Source organism: Streptomyces longispororuber (genome assembly GCF_014656095.1).
In the GTDB taxonomy this organism is placed as follows: Bacteria; Actinomycetota; Actinomycetes; order Streptomycetales; family Streptomycetaceae; genus Streptomyces; species Streptomyces longispororuber.
Genome location: NZ_BNBT01000001.1, coordinates 27,996 through 44,403, shown reverse-complemented (window position 1 = coordinate 44,403; position 16,408 = coordinate 27,996). Strand labels below are relative to the sequence as shown.

General features: G+C 73.7%; 14 protein-coding genes and 1 pseudogene. 5 read left to right on the top strand and 10 right to left on the bottom strand.

The annotated features are described in order from the left end of the window. Positions 1 to 215 precede the first annotated feature (215 nt). The 4 genes and pseudogenes from IE330_RS00155 to IE330_RS00145 all read left to right on the top strand — a co-directional run. Positions 216 to 1,820 (top strand): annotated as a pseudogene (locus IE330_RS00155) (FAD-dependent monooxygenase); the annotation flags it as partial. A 578-nt stretch (positions 1,821 to 2,398) separates the two neighbouring features. Continuing rightward, positions 2,399 to 2,485 (top strand): putative leader peptide, encoded by an 87-nt coding sequence (locus IE330_RS39950; RefSeq protein ID WP_373314522.1) that lies wholly within the window; start codon positions 2,399 to 2,401, stop codon positions 2,483 to 2,485. A 71-nt stretch (positions 2,486 to 2,556) separates the two neighbouring features. Beyond that, complete coding sequence (locus IE330_RS00150; RefSeq protein ID WP_190133702.1) at positions 2,557 to 3,135, top strand: cupin domain-containing protein; 579 nt, start codon at positions 2,557 to 2,559, stop codon at positions 3,133 to 3,135. 47 nt (positions 3,136 to 3,182) lie between these two features. Continuing rightward, positions 3,183 to 3,584, top strand: a complete 402-nt coding sequence (locus IE330_RS00145) for a rhodanese-like domain-containing protein (RefSeq protein ID WP_373314521.1) — start codon at positions 3,183 to 3,185, stop codon at positions 3,582 to 3,584. A 125-nt stretch (positions 3,585 to 3,709) separates the two neighbouring features. Here the strand turns inward: IE330_RS00145 and IE330_RS00140 are convergent, their stop codons facing one another. From IE330_RS00140 to IE330_RS00110, 7 genes are all read right to left on the bottom strand, one after another. Then, positions 3,710 to 4,747, bottom strand: coding sequence for a serine hydrolase domain-containing protein (locus tag IE330_RS00140; RefSeq protein WP_229925224.1), 1,038 nt, complete (start codon positions 4,745 to 4,747; stop codon positions 3,710 to 3,712). A 418-nt stretch (positions 4,748 to 5,165) separates the two neighbouring features. Continuing rightward, a complete protein-coding gene (locus IE330_RS00135; RefSeq protein ID WP_190133699.1) occupies positions 5,166 to 7,715 on the bottom strand; it encodes an FtsX-like permease family protein in 2,550 nt (849 codons plus the stop codon). After that, the gene (locus IE330_RS00130) at positions 7,712 to 8,677 is read right to left on the bottom strand and encodes a winged helix-turn-helix domain-containing protein (protein WP_229925223.1); all 966 of its coding nucleotides are present in this window, start codon (positions 8,675 to 8,677) and stop codon (positions 7,712 to 7,714) included. Before IE330_RS00130 ends, IE330_RS00135 begins: the two co-directional genes overlap by 4 nt. A gap of 507 nt (positions 8,678 to 9,184) precedes the next feature. Further along, complete coding sequence (gene recX, locus IE330_RS00125; protein WP_190133698.1) at positions 9,185 to 9,898, bottom strand: recombination regulator RecX; 714 nt, start codon at positions 9,896 to 9,898, stop codon at positions 9,185 to 9,187. 3 nt (positions 9,899 to 9,901) lie between these two features. Further along, positions 9,902 to 11,023 (bottom strand): recombinase RecA, encoded by a 1,122-nt coding sequence (recA, locus tag IE330_RS00120; RefSeq protein WP_190133697.1) that lies wholly within the window; start codon positions 11,021 to 11,023, stop codon positions 9,902 to 9,904. 320 nt (positions 11,024 to 11,343) lie between these two features. Then, a complete protein-coding gene (locus tag IE330_RS00115) occupies positions 11,344 to 12,576 on the bottom strand; it encodes an AI-2E family transporter (protein WP_190133696.1) in 1,233 nt (410 codons plus the stop codon). 333 nt (positions 12,577 to 12,909) lie between these two features. Beyond that, a complete protein-coding gene (locus IE330_RS00110) occupies positions 12,910 to 13,104 on the bottom strand; it encodes a DUF3046 domain-containing protein (RefSeq protein WP_190133695.1) in 195 nt (64 codons plus the stop codon). A gap of 79 nt (positions 13,105 to 13,183) precedes the next feature. Here IE330_RS00110 and IE330_RS00105 point away from each other — a divergent pair, with 79 nt between their 5' ends. Continuing rightward, a complete protein-coding gene (locus IE330_RS00105) occupies positions 13,184 to 14,149 on the top strand; it encodes a hypothetical protein (RefSeq protein ID WP_190133694.1) in 966 nt (321 codons plus the stop codon). 31 nt (positions 14,150 to 14,180) lie between these two features. Here IE330_RS00105 and IE330_RS00100 read toward each other — a convergent pair whose 3' ends face one another. Genes IE330_RS00100 through IE330_RS00090 form a run of 3 tightly spaced genes read right to left on the bottom strand, consistent with a single transcriptional unit; the run spans position 14,181 to position 16,203 of the window. Further along, positions 14,181 to 14,489, bottom strand: coding sequence for an AzlD domain-containing protein (locus IE330_RS00100; protein ID WP_190133693.1), 309 nt, complete (start codon positions 14,487 to 14,489; stop codon positions 14,181 to 14,183). Next, complete coding sequence (locus IE330_RS00095; protein ID WP_373314517.1) at positions 14,486 to 15,196, bottom strand: AzlC family ABC transporter permease; 711 nt, start codon at positions 15,194 to 15,196, stop codon at positions 14,486 to 14,488. Before IE330_RS00095 ends, IE330_RS00100 begins: the two co-directional genes overlap by 4 nt. Beyond that, positions 15,160 to 16,203, bottom strand: coding sequence for a helix-turn-helix domain-containing protein (locus tag IE330_RS00090; RefSeq protein WP_373314516.1), 1,044 nt, complete (start codon positions 16,201 to 16,203; stop codon positions 15,160 to 15,162). The genes IE330_RS00095 and IE330_RS00090 overlap by 37 nt, the downstream gene beginning before the upstream one ends. Positions 16,204 to 16,408 lie beyond the last annotated feature (205 nt).

Sequence of the window (16,408 nt, the reverse complement as noted above, 5' to 3'; positions counted from 1 at the left end):
GTCCACGTGCACACGTCCCCCGACGGGCAGGACGGGCACTCACCCGATGATCCGTAAGAACGAAGGCAGTGGCGGCCACGCCACTGCCTTCGTCGCTTGACGCAAGCACCGGCAGTGGGTTGCATACGTTCTGTGATCGTGCACCGGGTTTCAACTGCCATTTCCTGTACGTACGTCCGGCGCTCGCAAGCCGTCCTGGCAGGAGGCCGTACGCCGTGGACCCGGTGATCGTCGCAGGCGCGGGCCCCGTGGGCCTCACCCTGGCCCTGGCTCTCGCCCGGCACTCCGTCCCCACCGTCGTCCTCGACGAGGGGCCCGGCAAGGACGAGCAGCGCCCCGCGCGGACCGCCGTGCTGCGGGAGGACACCGCCGCGCTCGTCGAGCGTCTCGCCGGCGGCTCCTTCGGCGGTGTGACCACGGGCGCGCGGTGGAGCGGGTGGCGGTCGATGCGGCGGAAGCAGGTGACCCGGCAGCTCACGTTCAGTGACGAGCTGCCGTCGCCGTTGCACGTGCCCCAGCACGTGCTGACCGGTGCGCTGCGCGACGCCATCGCCGACGAGCGGCTCGTGAAGGTCGCCGTGGAGAGCAAGCTGGACGCCCTGGACCAGGACGCCTCAGGGGTCACGGCCCATACCCGGGGGCACAAGGATGCCTGGTGGCGAGGGAGTTATCTGATCGGCTGCGACGGGCCACGGTCGACGGTCCGCAAACTGCTCGACATCCGCTTCCCGGGGCGCACGGCGGTCGAGCGGCACGCGGTCGCCGTCCTCCGGGCGGAACTCCCGTGGCCAGGCGAAGCGTTGCTGCACCGTAACCCTCCGTGGCCGCGCGCGGGGACCGAGGTGACGGCGCGCCCCCTGGCGGGCGGCCTGTGGCGGATCGACTGGCTGCTGCCCCCGCGCGGCGACCTGGTCACCCCCGACGCCCTCCTGGCCCGCCTCCGCGAGACCCTCGCGGGCTGGTGCGGGGGCTCGTCCACACCGCCGTACGAGCTCCTGGACACCGGCGTCCACACGGTCCACCACCGGCTCGCCCGCCGCTGGCGGGCCGGTCGCTGCTTCCTGGCCGGAGACGCCGCCCACCTCCTCGGCACCCTCGGTACGCAGGGCCTGGACGAGGGTTTGCGGGACGCGGACAACCTCGCGTGGAAGCTGGCCCACGCCTGGCACCACGGCGCGGGGGGCGCACTGCTCGACAGCTACCAGGTGGAGCGGCGCGCCGCCGTCGCCACGCGCCTGCGCGCCGCCGACCAGGCGCTGCCCGCGCTCCGCGGAGGCGGTGGGCTGCGCGCGTACGTCCCCGGGGCCGCGCGCGGCCAGGAAACGCTGCTCACGGACGGGCATGTGGGGTGCGGCCAGCTCGGCGCGCCGGCGGCGCACACCCATTCCCCCCTGACGCCCGGGCCTTCGGACTCGACCGTGGAGGTGGCCACGGAGCCGGGCGCTCCGGTCGTCGATGTGGGGGTGACGGCCCCCGACGGCTCCTACGTACGGCTGCGGGGCCGCCTCGGCCTCAGCCAGTTCCTCGTCGTCCTCGTGGCCCCGGGCACCCTCGTGTGGGACCGGCGGCACTGGATGACGGCCGGGATCATGCCCCGCCTCGCGGCGGCGGTCTCCGCCCTGCCGTGCCCCGCCGAACTGCTCGTCGCCGAGAGCTACCCCGGCGCGGCCGCGCACACGGTGCTGCTCGTACGGCCTGACGGGCATCTGGTCACCGCGCTGAGCGGCGTACGGCCCGCGGAGCTGTACGCGGCCACGGAGGCGGCCCTCGGCCGGGCGGCGCCGCCGGAGACCCCGGCGAAGGGGCGCGGGGGGCGCGGCGGAACCGCCAAGAAGGGGCGTGGAAGCGCTGCTCCCGGAGCGGGTGGGGCCTCCTCCGTAGCGGGTGGGGCCTCCTCCGGGGCGAGCGGGCCCGCCGCGGGGACGAACGGGCCTGCGGCCGGAGCCAGCGGGTCCGCCGCTTCCGGGGCGAATGGATCCTCCTCGGGAGCGCGCGGGTCCGCCCCCGGCGCGGCCGCGTCCGAGAAAACGGGAGAGCCCACAGCAGGCACGGCGCCCGCGAGGCCGGGAGGGTCCACGGGCGCGAGCGGACCCACCGCCGCGCGCGAGTCCGCAGGCCCGCCCGGATCCACAGGCCGGGTCGAGTCCCGGAAGAGCCCGTCCGGGACGTCCGGGGCGTCCGGGCCCTCCGGGGCGACCGGCGCGGAGGCGGCCGGGCCCGGCGCGGGCGCGTCGGGCGGGCGCGACAGCGCCTCTCCGCGCAGGTCCGCGCGCGCATCCGCCCCGCACCGCGGAACCCGCCCCGCCCCTGGAGACAAGGGCAGTTGAGTCGCGAGCACGCTCGCCCACACGGGGAATTCGAGTTGACCGCGCCCTACGGTCATGGTCTACTCCGGATCATGACCGACACCGCTGTCCGCTTGTGGCGGAGGGTCCACATGGACCTTGTCCGCTACGCGGGCTGCGTGTGTCACACGTCCATCTGACTTCGCCTTCTCCTTCTTCTCGCGCGCCCGGTTCCGGCGCGCCCTCACGCGAACTCACTGGACGGTCCACCATGTCTGCGCCTGTCTCCGGATCCGCTTCCCGCCCCTCCCCTCCCTCCCCTCCCTCCCTGCCCTCCCCCGCAGGCTCCCGCGCGCCCGCGCCCACCTCGGCCGAGCTGCTCGACTTCGTGCGGCGCACCGCCGCCGACGCCGACCTCGTCGCCTCCCTCCCCCTCGACCCGCAGGGCCGCACCTGGGTGCGCCTCGACGGCCCGGGCGGCAGCGAGGCCTGGCTGATCGGCTGGCCGCCCGGCACCGGCACCGGCTGGCACGACCACGCCGAGTCGGTCGGCGCCTTCACCACCGCCTTGGGCACCCTCAAGGAGAACTGCCTCGCCGCGCGGCTGCCCACCGACGGCTGGAAGACCCTGGAACTCACCGAAGGCATCGACCGCGAACGGCTGCTGCCCGCCGGACGGGGGCGAGCGTTCGGCCGTAACCACGTGCACGAGGTGTTCAACCAGTCGCGCACGGACCACGCCGTCTCCGTGCACGCCTATTACCCGCCACTTCCGCGGATCCGCCGCTACAGCCGCACCGGCGACGTGCTACGTCTGGAGCACGTCGAGCGTCCGGAGGACTGGCAGTGAGCGCGGGTCTGGAGCTGAACGGCATCACGGGGGTGACCGCGCCCCCGCTGATCACGGCGGAGCCGCTCGCCCCCGTGGGCATAGACGAGTTGCTGGAACGGGTACGGGACGGGCTCGACCGGGTCACACCGCGGCAGGCGTACGAGATCGGCCGCACGGGAGGCCTGCTTGTCGACATCCGGTACGCGGCCCTGCGCGACCGCGACGGCCTGATCCCGGGGGCACTGGTCGTCGAGCGCAACGAGCTGGAGTGGCGCCTCGACCCCCAGGGCAGCCACCGCGCTCCGCAGGCGGACAGCCACGACCTGCGGATCGTCGTCGTCTGCAACGAGGGCTACGCGTCGAGCCTCGCGGCCCACTCCCTGCGCCAGCTCGGCCTGCGCCACGCGACCGACCTCATCGGCGGCTTCCAGGCGTGGAAGGCGGCCGGGTACCCGGTGTCCGCGTGAACGCGTACGCACCCCCGGCGTCCGGCCGGGGGTGCGCACACGCGCGGGGTTCAGCGCACGCGGTTCAGCGTGAACGGGGCTCAGCGTGAGCGGACTCTGCGTGAACGGACCCCGCGTACGCGGGCTCAGCGTGAGCGGGACGACGTACCGCAGTACTCGGCATTCATGATCGGGGAAAGGTCCTCCACCCAGTCGCCGTTGTAGTTGTAGGCGAGCTGGTGGCGGCCGTCCTCGGTAGTGACGGCCATGGAGAGCCACCCCACCATGCCTCCGGCGTGACCCCAGAGGGTGGTGCCGCAGCTCGTCGTGAGCTTCCCGAGGCCGAGGCCGTAGGCGAAACCGGTGCTCTCCGGGTCGTTGACGGTGGTCTTCATGGCCTTCAACTGCCGCGGCGGCAGCAGCTTCCCGCGCATCAGGGCACGGTAGAAGCGGGTGAGGTCGCCCGCGCTGGAGATGATGTCGCCGTCGGCCCAGCCTTGCGAACCGTTCATCTCGGTGATGTCGTCGATCCGGTTCGGCTGCGTCCTGAAGAGCTTGGCGTAGCCGCGGCTGCTCGGTCGGGGCAGGTGGACGCCGTTGCCGGGGTTGGACGTCTCCTTCAGCCCCAGGGGCTTGATGATGCGCTCGTGGACCTCCTTCTCGTAGGTCCTCTTGCCGACCTTCTCGATGATCAGTCCGGCGAGCACGTAGTTGGTGTTGGAGTACGAGAAGCCGGTGCCGGGGCGGAAGTTCGGCTTGTGGGAGAGGGCCACCTGCACGTGCTTCCGGGGCGGCAGCGTGTCGTAGCGGTGGCGGAGGTAGCCGTCGCCCTCCAGGTACGTCCTGCTGTACTTCTTGTCGGAGAGGTAGTCGAACAGGCCGCTGGTGTGGTTCAGGAGCTGCCGTACGCTGATCTTGCGGCCGTCGTTGCCGTTGCCCCGCACCATGCCGGGCAGGTGGCGCTCCACCTTGTCGTCGAGATCGAGCCGTCCTTCGGCCTCCATCTGGAGGAGGACCGTCGCGACGAACGTCTTGGTGATGCTGCCGACCCGGAACCGGTCGTGCTTGCCGCGCGGCTGGCCCGTCTTCAGGTTGCCCACGCCGGACGCCGCCTTCCAGACGCCGTTGGCGTCCCGGGCCTGGGCCGTGATGCCGGGGACCCCCGCCTGCACGGCCGCGTCCATGGCCCGCTGCGTCGCCCGGTGGTGGCCGGTCGTGGGGGCCGGGTCCGGTGACGCCTCGGCGGGGGCGTGAAGGCGGTGCCCGCCAGTGCGGCCGCCGCGAGACCCACCACGCCGGCCTTCGCTCTCTTCCGTACCGTTGTCGACGTCGTCATTTCCGCACTCCCGGGAGTCTGGGGTCATCCGTGGTCAGCCATGAGCCGTGCCCGTACGGGGGCCGTCGCGGGCGCCGTTCCGTCACGGCATGCGCGGCGGACGGACCACTCGAGTACCTAGACCACGAGTGTGGCGGGAGAGGTTGAGCAGCCCGTGAACTCGGCGGCGGCATCTCTCGTTTGTAAGGGGCTACCGCCATTGCGTGTCGCCCCTTACAGCCGCGTCCCGCTCCCCGGCGCACTCCCGGGGCCTGTGCCCCCGGGGCTCACTCCTTGGCCGTCGTCATCGTGACCGGGAGGGGCCGCAGTGCGGCGCGGCCCGGGAGCGCCGTGGCGGCCAGGGCGAGCAGTCCCGCGCCGGCGACCACCGCGGCGTACAGCAACGGCAGGGCCACCGGGGCCGCCGAACCGGTCATGCCCACGCTGAACGCGGTCAGGACGGCGAAGGCGACACCGCTGCCCAGTGCCGTCGCGATGAGCAGCACCGACAGCGCCTCGGCACGCAGCATCCGCAGTACCTGGCGCCGCGTGGCACCCGCGAGCCGGAGCAGCGCGAACTCCCGTACCCGCTCCGAGACCGACATCGCGAGCGTGTTGACGACGGCGATCGCGGTGAAGGCCAGGACCAGGCCCATGGCCAGGAGGTTCACGTCGGCGCTCGACTGCCCGCGCTCGGCCTGGAGCCGGTCCACGGCGTCCGGGGACTCCACCCGTACCTGCGGGAACTTCTCCAGGGCCGCCGCGAGTTGTTCCTTCGTACGGTCGCTCTTGACGAGGACCGTGGCGGCGAGCGGGTTGTCGACGTGGCGGGCGACCAGGTCGTGCGCCATGGTCAGGTCACCGAAGCCGAGCCCGCGTGCGTAGACGGCGCGGACCGTCAGCGTGGCCGGGGTGCCGTCGCCGAGCGTGAGCGCGAGGCGGCTGCCCGGTGCGAGGCCGAGCTGGTCGGCGGCCAGCTCGCTGACGGCGACGTCGCCCGCGCCGAACGACGTCAGCGTGCCCGCGGTGACGTCCGGGTCCCAGGTGCGGGTCAGGCCGTCCGGGGTCACGCCCTGCGCCGGGTACTTGTCGAGCCCGACGCGCACCGTCGTGCGGACGACCTCGGTGACCGCCCCGACGCCGTCGGCCGCCCGCAGTTGCCGCGCGGCCTGCTCGGGTACGCCGGGGCCGTGCGCGGTGAGCGTCCAGTCCGCGCGGACGCCCTCGCGCGCCTGCGCGCGGGCGGCGGCGGTGAGCGTGGGCTGGACGAAGAGCACCGTGCACGTCATGCCGATGAGCAGGACGAGCGGGGTGACGGCGGCGGCCATACGGGCCGCGTTGCCGCGGAGGTTGGCGTGCGCGAGCCGCCCGGTCGGCCCCGTGCGGCGCAGCAGCAGGTGTCCCAGCAGGGCCGCCGCGCCCCGGACGAGGAGCGGGCCGAGGAGGGAGACGGCGGCCGCCAGGACCACCACGGCCAGGAACGTGACGGGGGTGGAGGCGGGCTCGGTGCGCAGCACGCTGAGGACCAGCACGAGCACCACACCGCCCGCGAGGAAGACCAGGCCCGCGACGACGCGCGCCCAGGAGGGCCGCGTACGCTCCACGCGCGCCTCGGCCAGGGCCTCCCCCGGGCGGATGCGGGCGATGCGGCGGGCGGAGAGGCGTGCGGCCGCCCAGGCGCCGCACACCGTGGCGGCGACGGCGGCGAGCGGCGGGAAGACGCTCACGACGCGGTCCAGCGTCGCCGGAACCACCCCGCTGTCCCCGAACTCCCCGTACAGCAGCGCCCCGAGCGGGATTCCCGCCAGCGAGCCGAGCGTGCCCGCGGCGGCACCGACGAGGAGGGCCTCGCGTCCGAGGAGCGCGCGCACCTGCTTGGGGGTCGCGGCGACGGCCCGCAGGAGGGCGAGTTCCCGGTGCCGCTGCTGGATGGACAGGGCGAAGGTGCCGACGACCACGAGGACGGCGACGAGCAGCGACGTGCCTCCCATCGCGCCGCCCATGCTGACGAGCTTCACACGCGCGCCCGCCGCGTCGATGAATTCGACGGGCCCTCTCCCGTCACCGCTGCTGACCTGCGCGGTCGTGCCGTGCAGCGCCTTCTTGACCGCCGTCTTGAGCGCGTCGACGGAGGTGCCCTCGGCCGGCAGGACACCCAGGGCGGTGACCTGGCCGGGGTGGTCCGCGAGCCGCTCGGCCTCGCGGGCGGAGAAGAAGAGCGCGGTCTGGTGCGCCAGAGCTTCCCTGTTGCCGTCGGGAGCCGCGATGCCCGTGACGCGGTACGTGCGCGGGGCCTGCGTCGACTGGACGGTGAGCCGGTCCCCGGGCGCGAGGCGGGCGCGGTCGGCGAGGCCGCGGTCGACGACGAGGTCGGTGGCGGCGCGCGGGGCCCGGCCGTCGACGATCCTGAAGGGCGTGAGCGCGGCCGAGGACCAGGCGTGCCCGTACGCGGGCCGGTCGGCGTCACCGGCGCCGGGCGTCAGCGGCTCGGCCATGAACGTGAGTTCGGGTACGACCGCGCCGACGCCCGGCACTCCTTCGAGCCGCTTCCCGAGGCCGCGCGGCAGCCAGGCCCGTTCGGCTATCGGCTTCGCCTTGTGCTTGACCTTGGTCTTGCCCTTCTTGTGCTTGACGGTGGTCCGGTGCACGTTCTGGTCGGCGGAGACGAGCACGGGGGCGGCGGCGTAGCGCTCGGTCCGGATGGTGCCGCGCAGTCCGGTCTCCAGGAGGGTGCCGCAGGCCGTGATGAGCGCGGCGGCGCACATCAAGGCGACGAAGGCCCCCAGGAAGCCACCCTTGCGGGCGCGGATGGTCCGCAGCGCGTAGCCCAGCATCATGAGGTCTCGGTCCCTTTGCGGTTGTCGGAGTCGGAGGCGCCCGCGGAGGGCGAGGCCCCGGGGGCGGGGTCCGGCGCACCGGGTGGCACTTCAGCAGCCGCCTCGGCGGCTGCCGGTGCGGCGAGCGGGGCGGTGGCCGGGGCGGGGAAGGCCAGGAACCGGGTGAGGACGGTGCGGGCCCCGGGCGGGGTGTCGGCGTCGGAGCGCTTGTAGCGGTTGAGGAGCGCGATGTACTCCTCGAAGAACGCGCGCAGTTCGGCCGCCGTCAGCCGCATCGTGCCGCGCGAGTAGGGGAAGGCGTCGGCCCATTCGTCGCCCTCGTGGCCGCCCTCGCGCTGGAGCTGCTCGAAGAGCTCCAGGTCGGCGGCGTACGCGAGATGGTTGAGCTCGTCCATGACGAGGCGCGTCTCGGCGTTCTGCCGGCTGCGCGGCGGAAAGCGGCGGTCCCCGGGCACCGCGCGCCACCAGCGCTCGCGCCCGTGTCCGTGTCCGTGTCCGTGTCCGTCCGCCCCGGCCTCCTCAACGAAGCCGTACCGGGCGAGTTCCCTCAAGTGGTAGCTGGTCGCACCGGTGTTGAGACCCAACGCCCGGGCCAGCGTCGCGGATGTGGCGGGCCCGTGCACGGTGAGGTGCTGCAGGACCTGCTGCCGCCGGGGCTGCGCGAGCGCCTTGAGCACGCGGAGGTCGCGCAGCTCTTCGGGGCCGGGGACGAGGTCGGGCGCGGCGGCATCGGCGGACGCGGCGGCATCGGCGGACGGGGCGGCATCGAGGGACGGGGCGGCGTCGGGCGCGGCGGCATCGGCGGACGCGGCGGCATCGGCGGACGGGGCGGCATCGAGGAAGGAGGCGGCATCGGCGGACGGGGCGGCATCGAGGAAGGAGGCGGCGTCGGCGGACGGAGCGGCCTTGAGGGACGGGGCGGCCTCGGCGGGCCCGGCATCGGCGGACGCGGCGGTCTCCATGGCCGCGGCAGCGTCGGCCGGCGCGGTGGCATGGGCCGCAGCGAGGGCATCAGCCGAAGCGGTGGCGTCGGACGCGACGTCTGTGGGCGCGGCCTCGGCGAAACCGGCAGCGGCGGTCCCCGCGGCAGCGGCTCCCGGGGCCGCGGTTCCTGAGCCAGCCGTCCCTGCGGCAGCGCTCCCTGGGCCGGTGCCCCCTGCGTCGGTGGCCCCGGAGACGACGGTCCTTGAGGCAGCCGCCCTTGAGGCAGCCGTCCCTGGGCCGGCGGCCCTTGGGGCGGCGGCCCCCGCGTGGCCGGTCTCATCCGTGGTGTCGCCGCCGGGCGCGGAGGCCTCACCCTCATCGCCGCGGTTGCCTGGGTCGTGAACCATGCGTACACAGTCGTCTGTGCACAGGTTCCTGTGCACTGCGGCGACCAGGCGTCTTCCCCAGGGGGTTAACCCCACCCCGGAGGCTCAGCATCCGGTCCGGTGCCCCCGCCCGGGTCCGGCCCGGAGCCGTCCAGGCCCTCAATACTCCAGGTCTTCGGTGTCCTCTCCCTCTTCCTCCAGTGCCTGGCGCACCACGCGCAGCGCCATTCCTTCCGGATAGCCCTTGCGGGCCAGCATCCCCGCGAGACGGCGCAGTCTCTTGTCACGGTCGAGGCCCCGGGTGGAGCGCAGCTTGCGCGCGACGAGCTCGCGGGCGGTGGCCTCCTCCTGCTCGGCGTCGAGCTGGCCGACGGCCTCCTCGATCAGCGCCGAGTCCACGCCCTTGGTCCGCAGCTCGCGCGCCAGGGCCCGCCGGGCCAGGCCCCGGCCGTGGTGGCGGGACTCGACCCAGGCGTCGGCGAAGGCCTCGTCGTTGATCAGCCCGACCTCTTCGAAGCGGGAGAGCACCTCCTCGGCCACCTCGTCGGGGATGTCGCGCTTGCGCAAGGCGTCGGCCAACTGCTTGCGCGTACGAGGTGTCCCGGTGAGCAGGCGCAGGCAGATGGCCCGCGCCCGCTCAGCCGGGTCCCCCGTCGGCGGTTCCCCGTCCTCGGCCCTCGACGAGGACGGGGAACCGCTGTCCTGGTGGCCGCCGAAGGCACCACGCCCCCGACGGCGGCGGCCGCTCCGGCCCTCCTGGTCACCGCTCCACGGGCCGTCGGCAGCGGCGCCCGCGCCGTCCGGAGCGCCGCCGTGCCCGCGGCCGCCCCTCGGCGGGTCCGCGGGGTCCGGCCAGTCGGTACGTCGCGTCACGGCCTAGCTCTTGGCCGCCGCGGCCTTCTTGGTGGCCTTCACCGCGGGGGCGGGCACCGACTTGGCGGCGTCGTCCGCCGGGGCCGCGGCCGCGGCGTCCGCGCCGGGCTCGCCCTCGGTGGTGTCGGGCCGGACACCGACGCCCAGCTTCTCCTTGATCTTCTTCTCGATCTCGTTGGCGAGGTCGGGGTTGTCCTTCAGGAAGTTGCGGGCGTTCTCCTTGCCCTGGCCGAGCTGGTCGCCCTCGTACGTGTACCAGGCGCCGGCCTTGCGGACGAAGCCGTGCTCCACGCCCATGTCGATCAGGCCGCCCTCGCGGCTGATGCCCTGGCCGTAGAGGATGTCGAACTCGGCCTGCTTGAAGGGCGGGGCCACCTTGTTCTTGACGACCTTGCAGCGGGTGCGGTTGCCGACCGCCTCCGTGCCGTCCTTGAGGGTCTCGATGCGGCGGATGTCGATGCGCACCGAGGCGTAGAACTTCAGCGCGCGGCCACCGGTCGTGGTCTCCGGGGAGCCGAACATCACACCGATCTTCTCGCGGAGCTGGTTGATGAAGATCGCGGTGGTCTTGGACTGGTTGAGCGCACTGGTGATCTTCCGCAGGGCCTGGCTCATCAGGCGGGCCTGCAGACCCACGTGCGAGTCACCCATCTCGCCCTCGATCTCCGCGCGGGGCACGAGGGCCGCCACGGAGTCGATGACGATCAGGTCGAGGGCGCCGGAACGGACCAGCATGTCGACGATCTCCAGCGCCTGCTCGCCGTTGTCCGGCTGGGACAGGATGAGGTTGTCGATGTCGACGCCGAGCTTCTTCGCGTACTCCGGATCGAGGGCGTGCTCCGCGTCCACGAAGGCGACGGCGCCGCCGGCCTTCTGCGCGTTGGCCACGGCGTGCAGGGTGAGGGTCGTCTTACCGGAGGACTCCGGGCCGTAGATCTCCACCACACGGCCGCGCGGCAGGCCGCCGACGCCGAGCGCGACGTCGAGCGCGGTCGAGCCGGTGGAGATGACCTCGATGGGCTCCTGGGACCGCTCGCCCATGCGCATCACTGCGCCCTTGCCGAATTGCCGTTCAATCTGTGCGAGCGCGGCGTCGAGCGCCTTCTCGCGGTCGGTTCCTGCCATGGGTTCCACCCGGTTTGCTTGAGTCGATCGCTTCACGTCAAAGACGCTAGCGCCTGCCACTGACAATGCGTCCCGACGCCCGTCCGGCCTGTGGATAACTCGCGGCCCGCGGCCCGCCGAAATCCACCGGCGCGCCCGGGGATCCCCCCGCGAACCCCCGGAAAATCGCCGCCGAAGCCCCCATCAGAATGGATGTTCGATTTTGCTGTCAAGCGCACCACGCGGGCCCGCCCGCCGAGCGCGGCGACGGCGGAACCCGTGCTTCAGGCGTCAGGGGCCCCGGCCCGCGGGAGGTCCGGAAGGCCCGGGCGCTGCTCGCGTCAGGCGTCGCGGCGCGGCTGGTTCAGCGCGCGCCGGACCCGGGTGAGCAGCGGCGTGCCGCCGCGGCGGCGGTGTCCGTGCACCCGCGGGTCGTCCGTGACGTCGTAGCGCTTGACGTACGCCCCCAGGAAGGCCTGGAGGGTCGCCACCGCCGGGATGGCGATCAGCGCGCCGACCGCGCCGAGGAGCGCCGTGCCCGCGATCACCGACCCGAAGGCCACGGCCGGGTGGATGTCCACGCTCTTGGCGGTGAGCTTCGGCTGCAGGACGTAGTTCTCGAACTGCTGGTAGATCACCACGAAGCCCAGCACCCACAGCGCGTACCAGGGGTCCACGGTGAAGGCGATGAGCATCGGCAGGGCGCCCGCCAGGTAGGTGCCGATCGTGGGGATGAACTGGGAGACCAGCCCCACCCACACCGCGAGGGCGGGCGCGTAGGGCACCTCCAGGATCTGCAGCAGGATGTAGTGCGCGATCCCGGAGATCAGCGCCATCAGGCCGCGCGAGTACAGGTAGCCGCCGGTCTTGTCGACCGCGATCTCCCACGCGCGCAGCACCTCGGCCTGCTTGGCGGGCGGCAGCACGGAGCACAGCGCGCGCCGCAGCCGCGGACCGTCGGCGGCGAAGTAGAACGAGAACAGCAGGATCGTCAGGAGCCGGAAGAGGCCGCCGAGCACCTGCGCCGAGACGTCCAGGACGCCGCTCGCGCTGTTCTGCGCGTACTTCTGCAGCCAGTCGGAGTGGATCAGGCTGTCCTGGACCTCGACGCGGGACAGGTCCGTGTCGAAGTTCTGGTTGATCCAGCCGATGACCCGGTCCAGGTAGTCGGGGAAGTCCTCGACCATGTCGACGATCTGGCCCGCGAGCATCGAGCCCATCATCGTGACGAAGCCCGCACTGGCGACGATGACGCCGAGGAAGACGATGCCGGTGGCCAGCCCCCTGCGCAGGCCGCGCGCCGCCATCCAGCTCACGGCGGGCTCGACGGCGAGCGCGAGGAAGAACGCGATCAGGATGTTGATCAGCAGTCCGGTGAGCTGGTGGAAGGCCCAGCTCCCGAGCTGGAAGCAGGCGACCAGCGCGAGCGCGAGCACCATGGCTCGCGGCAGCCAGCGCGGCATGCCTGCGCCGCGTCCCTGCTCGGCCCCTGCGGGGGGCTGGGCGGGCGGGGTCGTGCCGGGGGGTGCCACGGCCTCTGAAGTGCTCTGCGCGCTGTCGTCTCTCGGTGCCACCGTGCCAGTCTCGCCCACGCCGTGGGCTTTCGGCCGCCGCCCCCTGTTCTCAGCGGTCCGGCGCTCGCGCACGGTGCGGTCAGCAGCGGAACGGGGGTGCCCCCAGAGCGGTCGGAGAAGCCCCGGAAGGCCGCCTGGGGCTTGCGCGCGGCCCGGGGTGGCATTGGTGCGGGGAGACGTCCGGACACGACTCGCGGAGCACCCACCGACGACGCCGGTACGGCACACCGACAACTCCGGTACGGAACGTCGACGGCTCCGGTACGGGACGTCGACAGCGCCCGTACGAGGCGCGACAGTGCCGCAAGCCCCACTCGCGCCTCCGCGCGCGGGTCAGCGCCTGTCGGCCGGTACGTCCATGGCCGTGCACACGGCGCGCCAGACGTCCTTCGCGTCCCAGCCCGCGTCCAGTGCCTCCAGCACCGTCCGCCCGCCGAGCTCGGACATCACGTGGTCGCGCGCGAAGGAGTCCGCGTACCCCGCGCCGAAGTGTGCCGTCATTCGCTGCCAGAAGACCGTCAACCGCATGCGTCCAGTATCGCGCCCCTGAGAGTGCAGCCGGGCCCGGAGGGCTTGTCGTCGGCTCTTTGCGCCCTACGGTCGGAGCATGGCCGAAAACGGAGCGTCCTCGCACGCCGCGTCCTCCCCCCTCGCGCGCGCCGAGCAGTTCGTCTGGCTCACCGCGCGCGTCCTCGAACAGCGACGGTTCGCGTACCACTTCCTGAACGGCGCGCACGGCACGGACGGCGCGGGTGGCGACGACGGCGCCGACGCGGTGGAGACGGCGCTCGCCGCGTACGGCAACGCGGACGGCGGGTACGGCCACGCGCTCGAACCCGATCTGCGCGGGCCCGTGAGCCAGCCCCTGCACGCCGGACACGCCCTCCGGGTGCTGGACTCCATCGGTCGCTGCGGCGGCCTGCGCGTGGAGCGCGTGTGCCGCTACCTGACCTCGGTCTCGACGGCCGAGGGCGCCTTGCCCGCGATCCATCCCAGCCAGCGCGGCTACCCCTTGGCGCCCTTCGTGCCCGTGGTGGACGACCCGCCCAGCGAGCTGCTCGCCACGGGTCCCGTGGTAGGGCTGCTGCACCGCAACGAGGTCTGGCACGCCTGGCTGTTCCGGGCCACCGACTTCTGCTGGCAGGCCGTCGAGTCGCTGGAGAAGTCGCATCCGTACGAGATCCAGGCGGCGGTCGCCTTCCTCGACGGCGCGCCGGACCGCCCGCGCGCGGAGGCGGCGGCGGACCGGCTCGGCCGCCTGGTGCGGGAGCAGCGCCTCGTGGCCCTGGAGCCCGAGCGGGCCGACGCGTACCCGGTGTCCCCTGGGTACGCGCCGGGTGAGCACCACTTCGCGCACGACTACGCGAAGACGCCGGACTCGCTGGCCCGTAGTTGGTTCACGGACGAGGAGATGGCGCGCTCCCTGGACTTCCTGACGCACGACCAGCAGGAGGACGGCGGGTGGCCCGTCCGGTGGCGGCAATGGGCCCCGGGCACCGCCCTGGAGTGGCGGCCGATCGTGACCATCGAGGCCCTGCGCACCCTGCACGCGTACGGCCGCCAGATCGGCTGAGACGCACCCGGAGGGGCCCGGCTCGGTCGGGTCACCCTGTGAGGGCCCGCACGCCTGCCGTGACGACGACGGCCACGGCGATGATGACCAGGAACGGCGCGCGCAGCAGCAGCGCCACGGCCGCCGCCGCGAGTCCCGCGGCCTTGGCGTCGAGCACCAGGGTCCGGCCGTCGGCGAAGGCCTGCTGTGCGGTGAGCGCCGCCAGCAGTGCCACCGGGAGCAGGGCTGCCACGCGCCGCACGCGGGGCCGCTCCAGGGCCCCGGCGGGCACCAGCAGGCCCGCGAGCTTGACCGCGTAGCAGCTCACGGCGGTCACGGCGATGGCGATCCAGACGCTCATCGGTCGTCCTCCTGTGCCGCGGTGGGCGGTGTTCCCTCGTGGGACCGAGCGGCTGTGGGACGCCCCTGCGCGGCCCGGGTGCCGCTCCGTGCCCGTAGGCCCGCCCCGTAGAGGACGACCGGCACGGCCAGCGCGGCCATGAGGACCGGCACGCCTGCGGGGAGCACGGGCAGGGTCCCGAGCCCCAGGAGGACCGCGACAGCGGCGACCGCACGCTCCTGTGTGGTTCGCAGCATCGGTGCCAGCAGTGCGAGGAAGACGGCGGGGCCCGCGGCGTCGAGCCCCCAGGTGTCGGTGTCCCCGATGGCCTCGGCACCTACCGCACCACCCAGGGTGGTGAGGTTCCACAGGGTGTACAGGCTCAGACCGGTGACGGTGAAGCCGAGGCGGGCGCTGCGCCGCCCGGGCTGGGCGAGGGAGACGGCCGTAGTCTCGTCGATCACCCAGTGGGCCGCGAACGGCCGCACCGCGCGCGGGAGCGCCAGGAGCTGGGAGAGCCGCAGCCCGTAGAACGCGTTGCGTACGCCGAGGAAGAACGCGCCGGCCGCCGCGGTGAACGGGCTGCCGCCTCCGGCGAGCGCGCCCACCAGGGCGAACTGTGAGGCTCCGGTGAACACCAGGAGGCTGAGCGCACAGGTCTGCAGCACGGTGAGGCCGCTCCCCGCCGAGGTCACGCCGAAGGCGAACCCGGAGAGGCCGACCGCCACGCCGACACCGAGGGCGTCGCGGACGACGGCGGAGTCCGGTCGGCCCTCCCGGTCCTTCGACTCCGTGGGGGCTGTGGAAGCGGTGGGGGTTTCGCGTATGTCCGCGGAGGCTGTCCGTTCCGCGGGTGATGTTCGTTCTGCCACGCCGGAGACGCTACGAGGGGCCTGGCGGGTCGGTCTTGTACGTTCTTGCGCTCCCGTTGGTACGCACCTGGGGGCACGCCGACGATGCGGGTGAAGTGGCGGTTGAGGTGCGGCTGGTCGGTGAAGCCGACGGCGGCGGCGGCCTCGGCGGGCGTCGTCCCGGCGTCCAGGAGATGCCGGGCGCGGCGCACGCGCGCGTCCGTGAGCCAGGCGTGCGGTGGCATGCCGTACGCCTCGCGGAAGGCGCGCAGCAGGGCGAAGGGGCTGACACCGAGACCGGTGGCGAGCCGCTCCAGGGTGGGCGGGTCGGTGAGGCGCTCCTCCAGCACGGCACGCGCGCGTGCCGCTACGCGCTCACCCGCCGAGCGCACGGTGCGCTCGGGCCGGGCACCGCCGTTGTGCCGCAGCAGCCGCGTCACGGCGAGCCGCAGGACCGTGTCGGCGGCCAGCGCGTTGCCCTCTTCGGCGGCGCGCAGCACCTGGTGGACGAGGGCCACGGCGTAGGAGTCCGCGAAGACGGGGTCGATGAAGCCGGGGGTGCCGCGGATGGCGGTCGTCTCCGCGGCGATGGCGGCGACCAGTTCCGGCGCCGGGTACACCGCACCGTACCGCCAGCCCTCGGGGCCGCCGCCCCGGCCGGTGTGCGGGGTGTCGGGGTTGATCAGGGCGAGCGTCCCGGGGCCCGCGTGCCGGTCCGCACCCGTGTGGTGGAACACGTCGACGCCGTCGGTGACGGCGGCCATCACATAGTGCTCGTGGGTGTGCCGGGCGAACGTCTTGCGGACGTAGCGGGCCCGCAGCAGGTCGACGCCGGGCAGCTCGGTGTAGGTCCAGTGCCGCGCCCGCTCCGCCGATCCAGTCATACGGTCATTCTGCGCCGACGGCCGACCGGATCTCCCGGCCTGCCCCGGGCGCCGGGGCCTGGGCAGGGCGGACCCGGCGCGGTGGACCGGGCACGGCGGGCCGGACACGGAGGGCGGGACGCCAGGCGCAGCAGGCCGGACACGGTGGGCCGGGCACGGCAGACCGAGCGCGCAGGGCCGGGCGCGGTGCCGCGTCGAACGGCGG

What these genes read in the sequence shown, in the direction of transcription:
- IE330_RS39950 (WP_373314522.1), top strand. Translation starts at nt 2,399, where the DNA reads ATGACCGACACCGCTGTCCGCTTGTGGCGGAGGGTCCACATGGACCTT.
- recA (WP_190133697.1), bottom strand. Translation starts at nt 11,023, where the DNA reads ATGGCAGGAACCGACCGCGAGAAGGCGCTCGACGCCGCGCTCGCACAG.
- IE330_RS00090 (WP_373314516.1), bottom strand. Translation starts at nt 16,203, where the DNA reads ATGACTGGATCGGCGGAGCGGGCGCGGCACTGGACCTACACCGAGCTG.
- IE330_RS00150 (WP_190133702.1), top strand. Translation starts at nt 2,557, where the DNA reads ATGTCTGCGCCTGTCTCCGGATCCGCTTCCCGCCCCTCCCCTCCCTCC.
- IE330_RS00105 (WP_190133694.1), top strand. Translation starts at nt 13,184, where the DNA reads ATGGCCGAAAACGGAGCGTCCTCGCACGCCGCGTCCTCCCCCCTCGCG.
- IE330_RS00135 (WP_190133699.1), bottom strand. Translation starts at nt 7,715, where the DNA reads ATGATGCTGGGCTACGCGCTGCGGACCATCCGCGCCCGCAAGGGTGGC.
- IE330_RS00110 (WP_190133695.1), bottom strand. Translation starts at nt 13,104, where the DNA reads ATGCGGTTGACGGTCTTCTGGCAGCGAATGACGGCACACTTCGGCGCG.
- IE330_RS00130 (WP_229925223.1), bottom strand. Translation starts at nt 8,677, where the DNA reads ATGGAGACCGCCGCGTCCGCCGATGCCGGGCCCGCCGAGGCCGCCCCG.
- IE330_RS00140 (WP_229925224.1), bottom strand. Translation starts at nt 4,747, where the DNA reads ATGGACGCGGCCGTGCAGGCGGGGGTCCCCGGCATCACGGCCCAGGCC.
- IE330_RS00100 (WP_190133693.1), bottom strand. Translation starts at nt 14,489, where the DNA reads ATGAGCGTCTGGATCGCCATCGCCGTGACCGCCGTGAGCTGCTACGCG.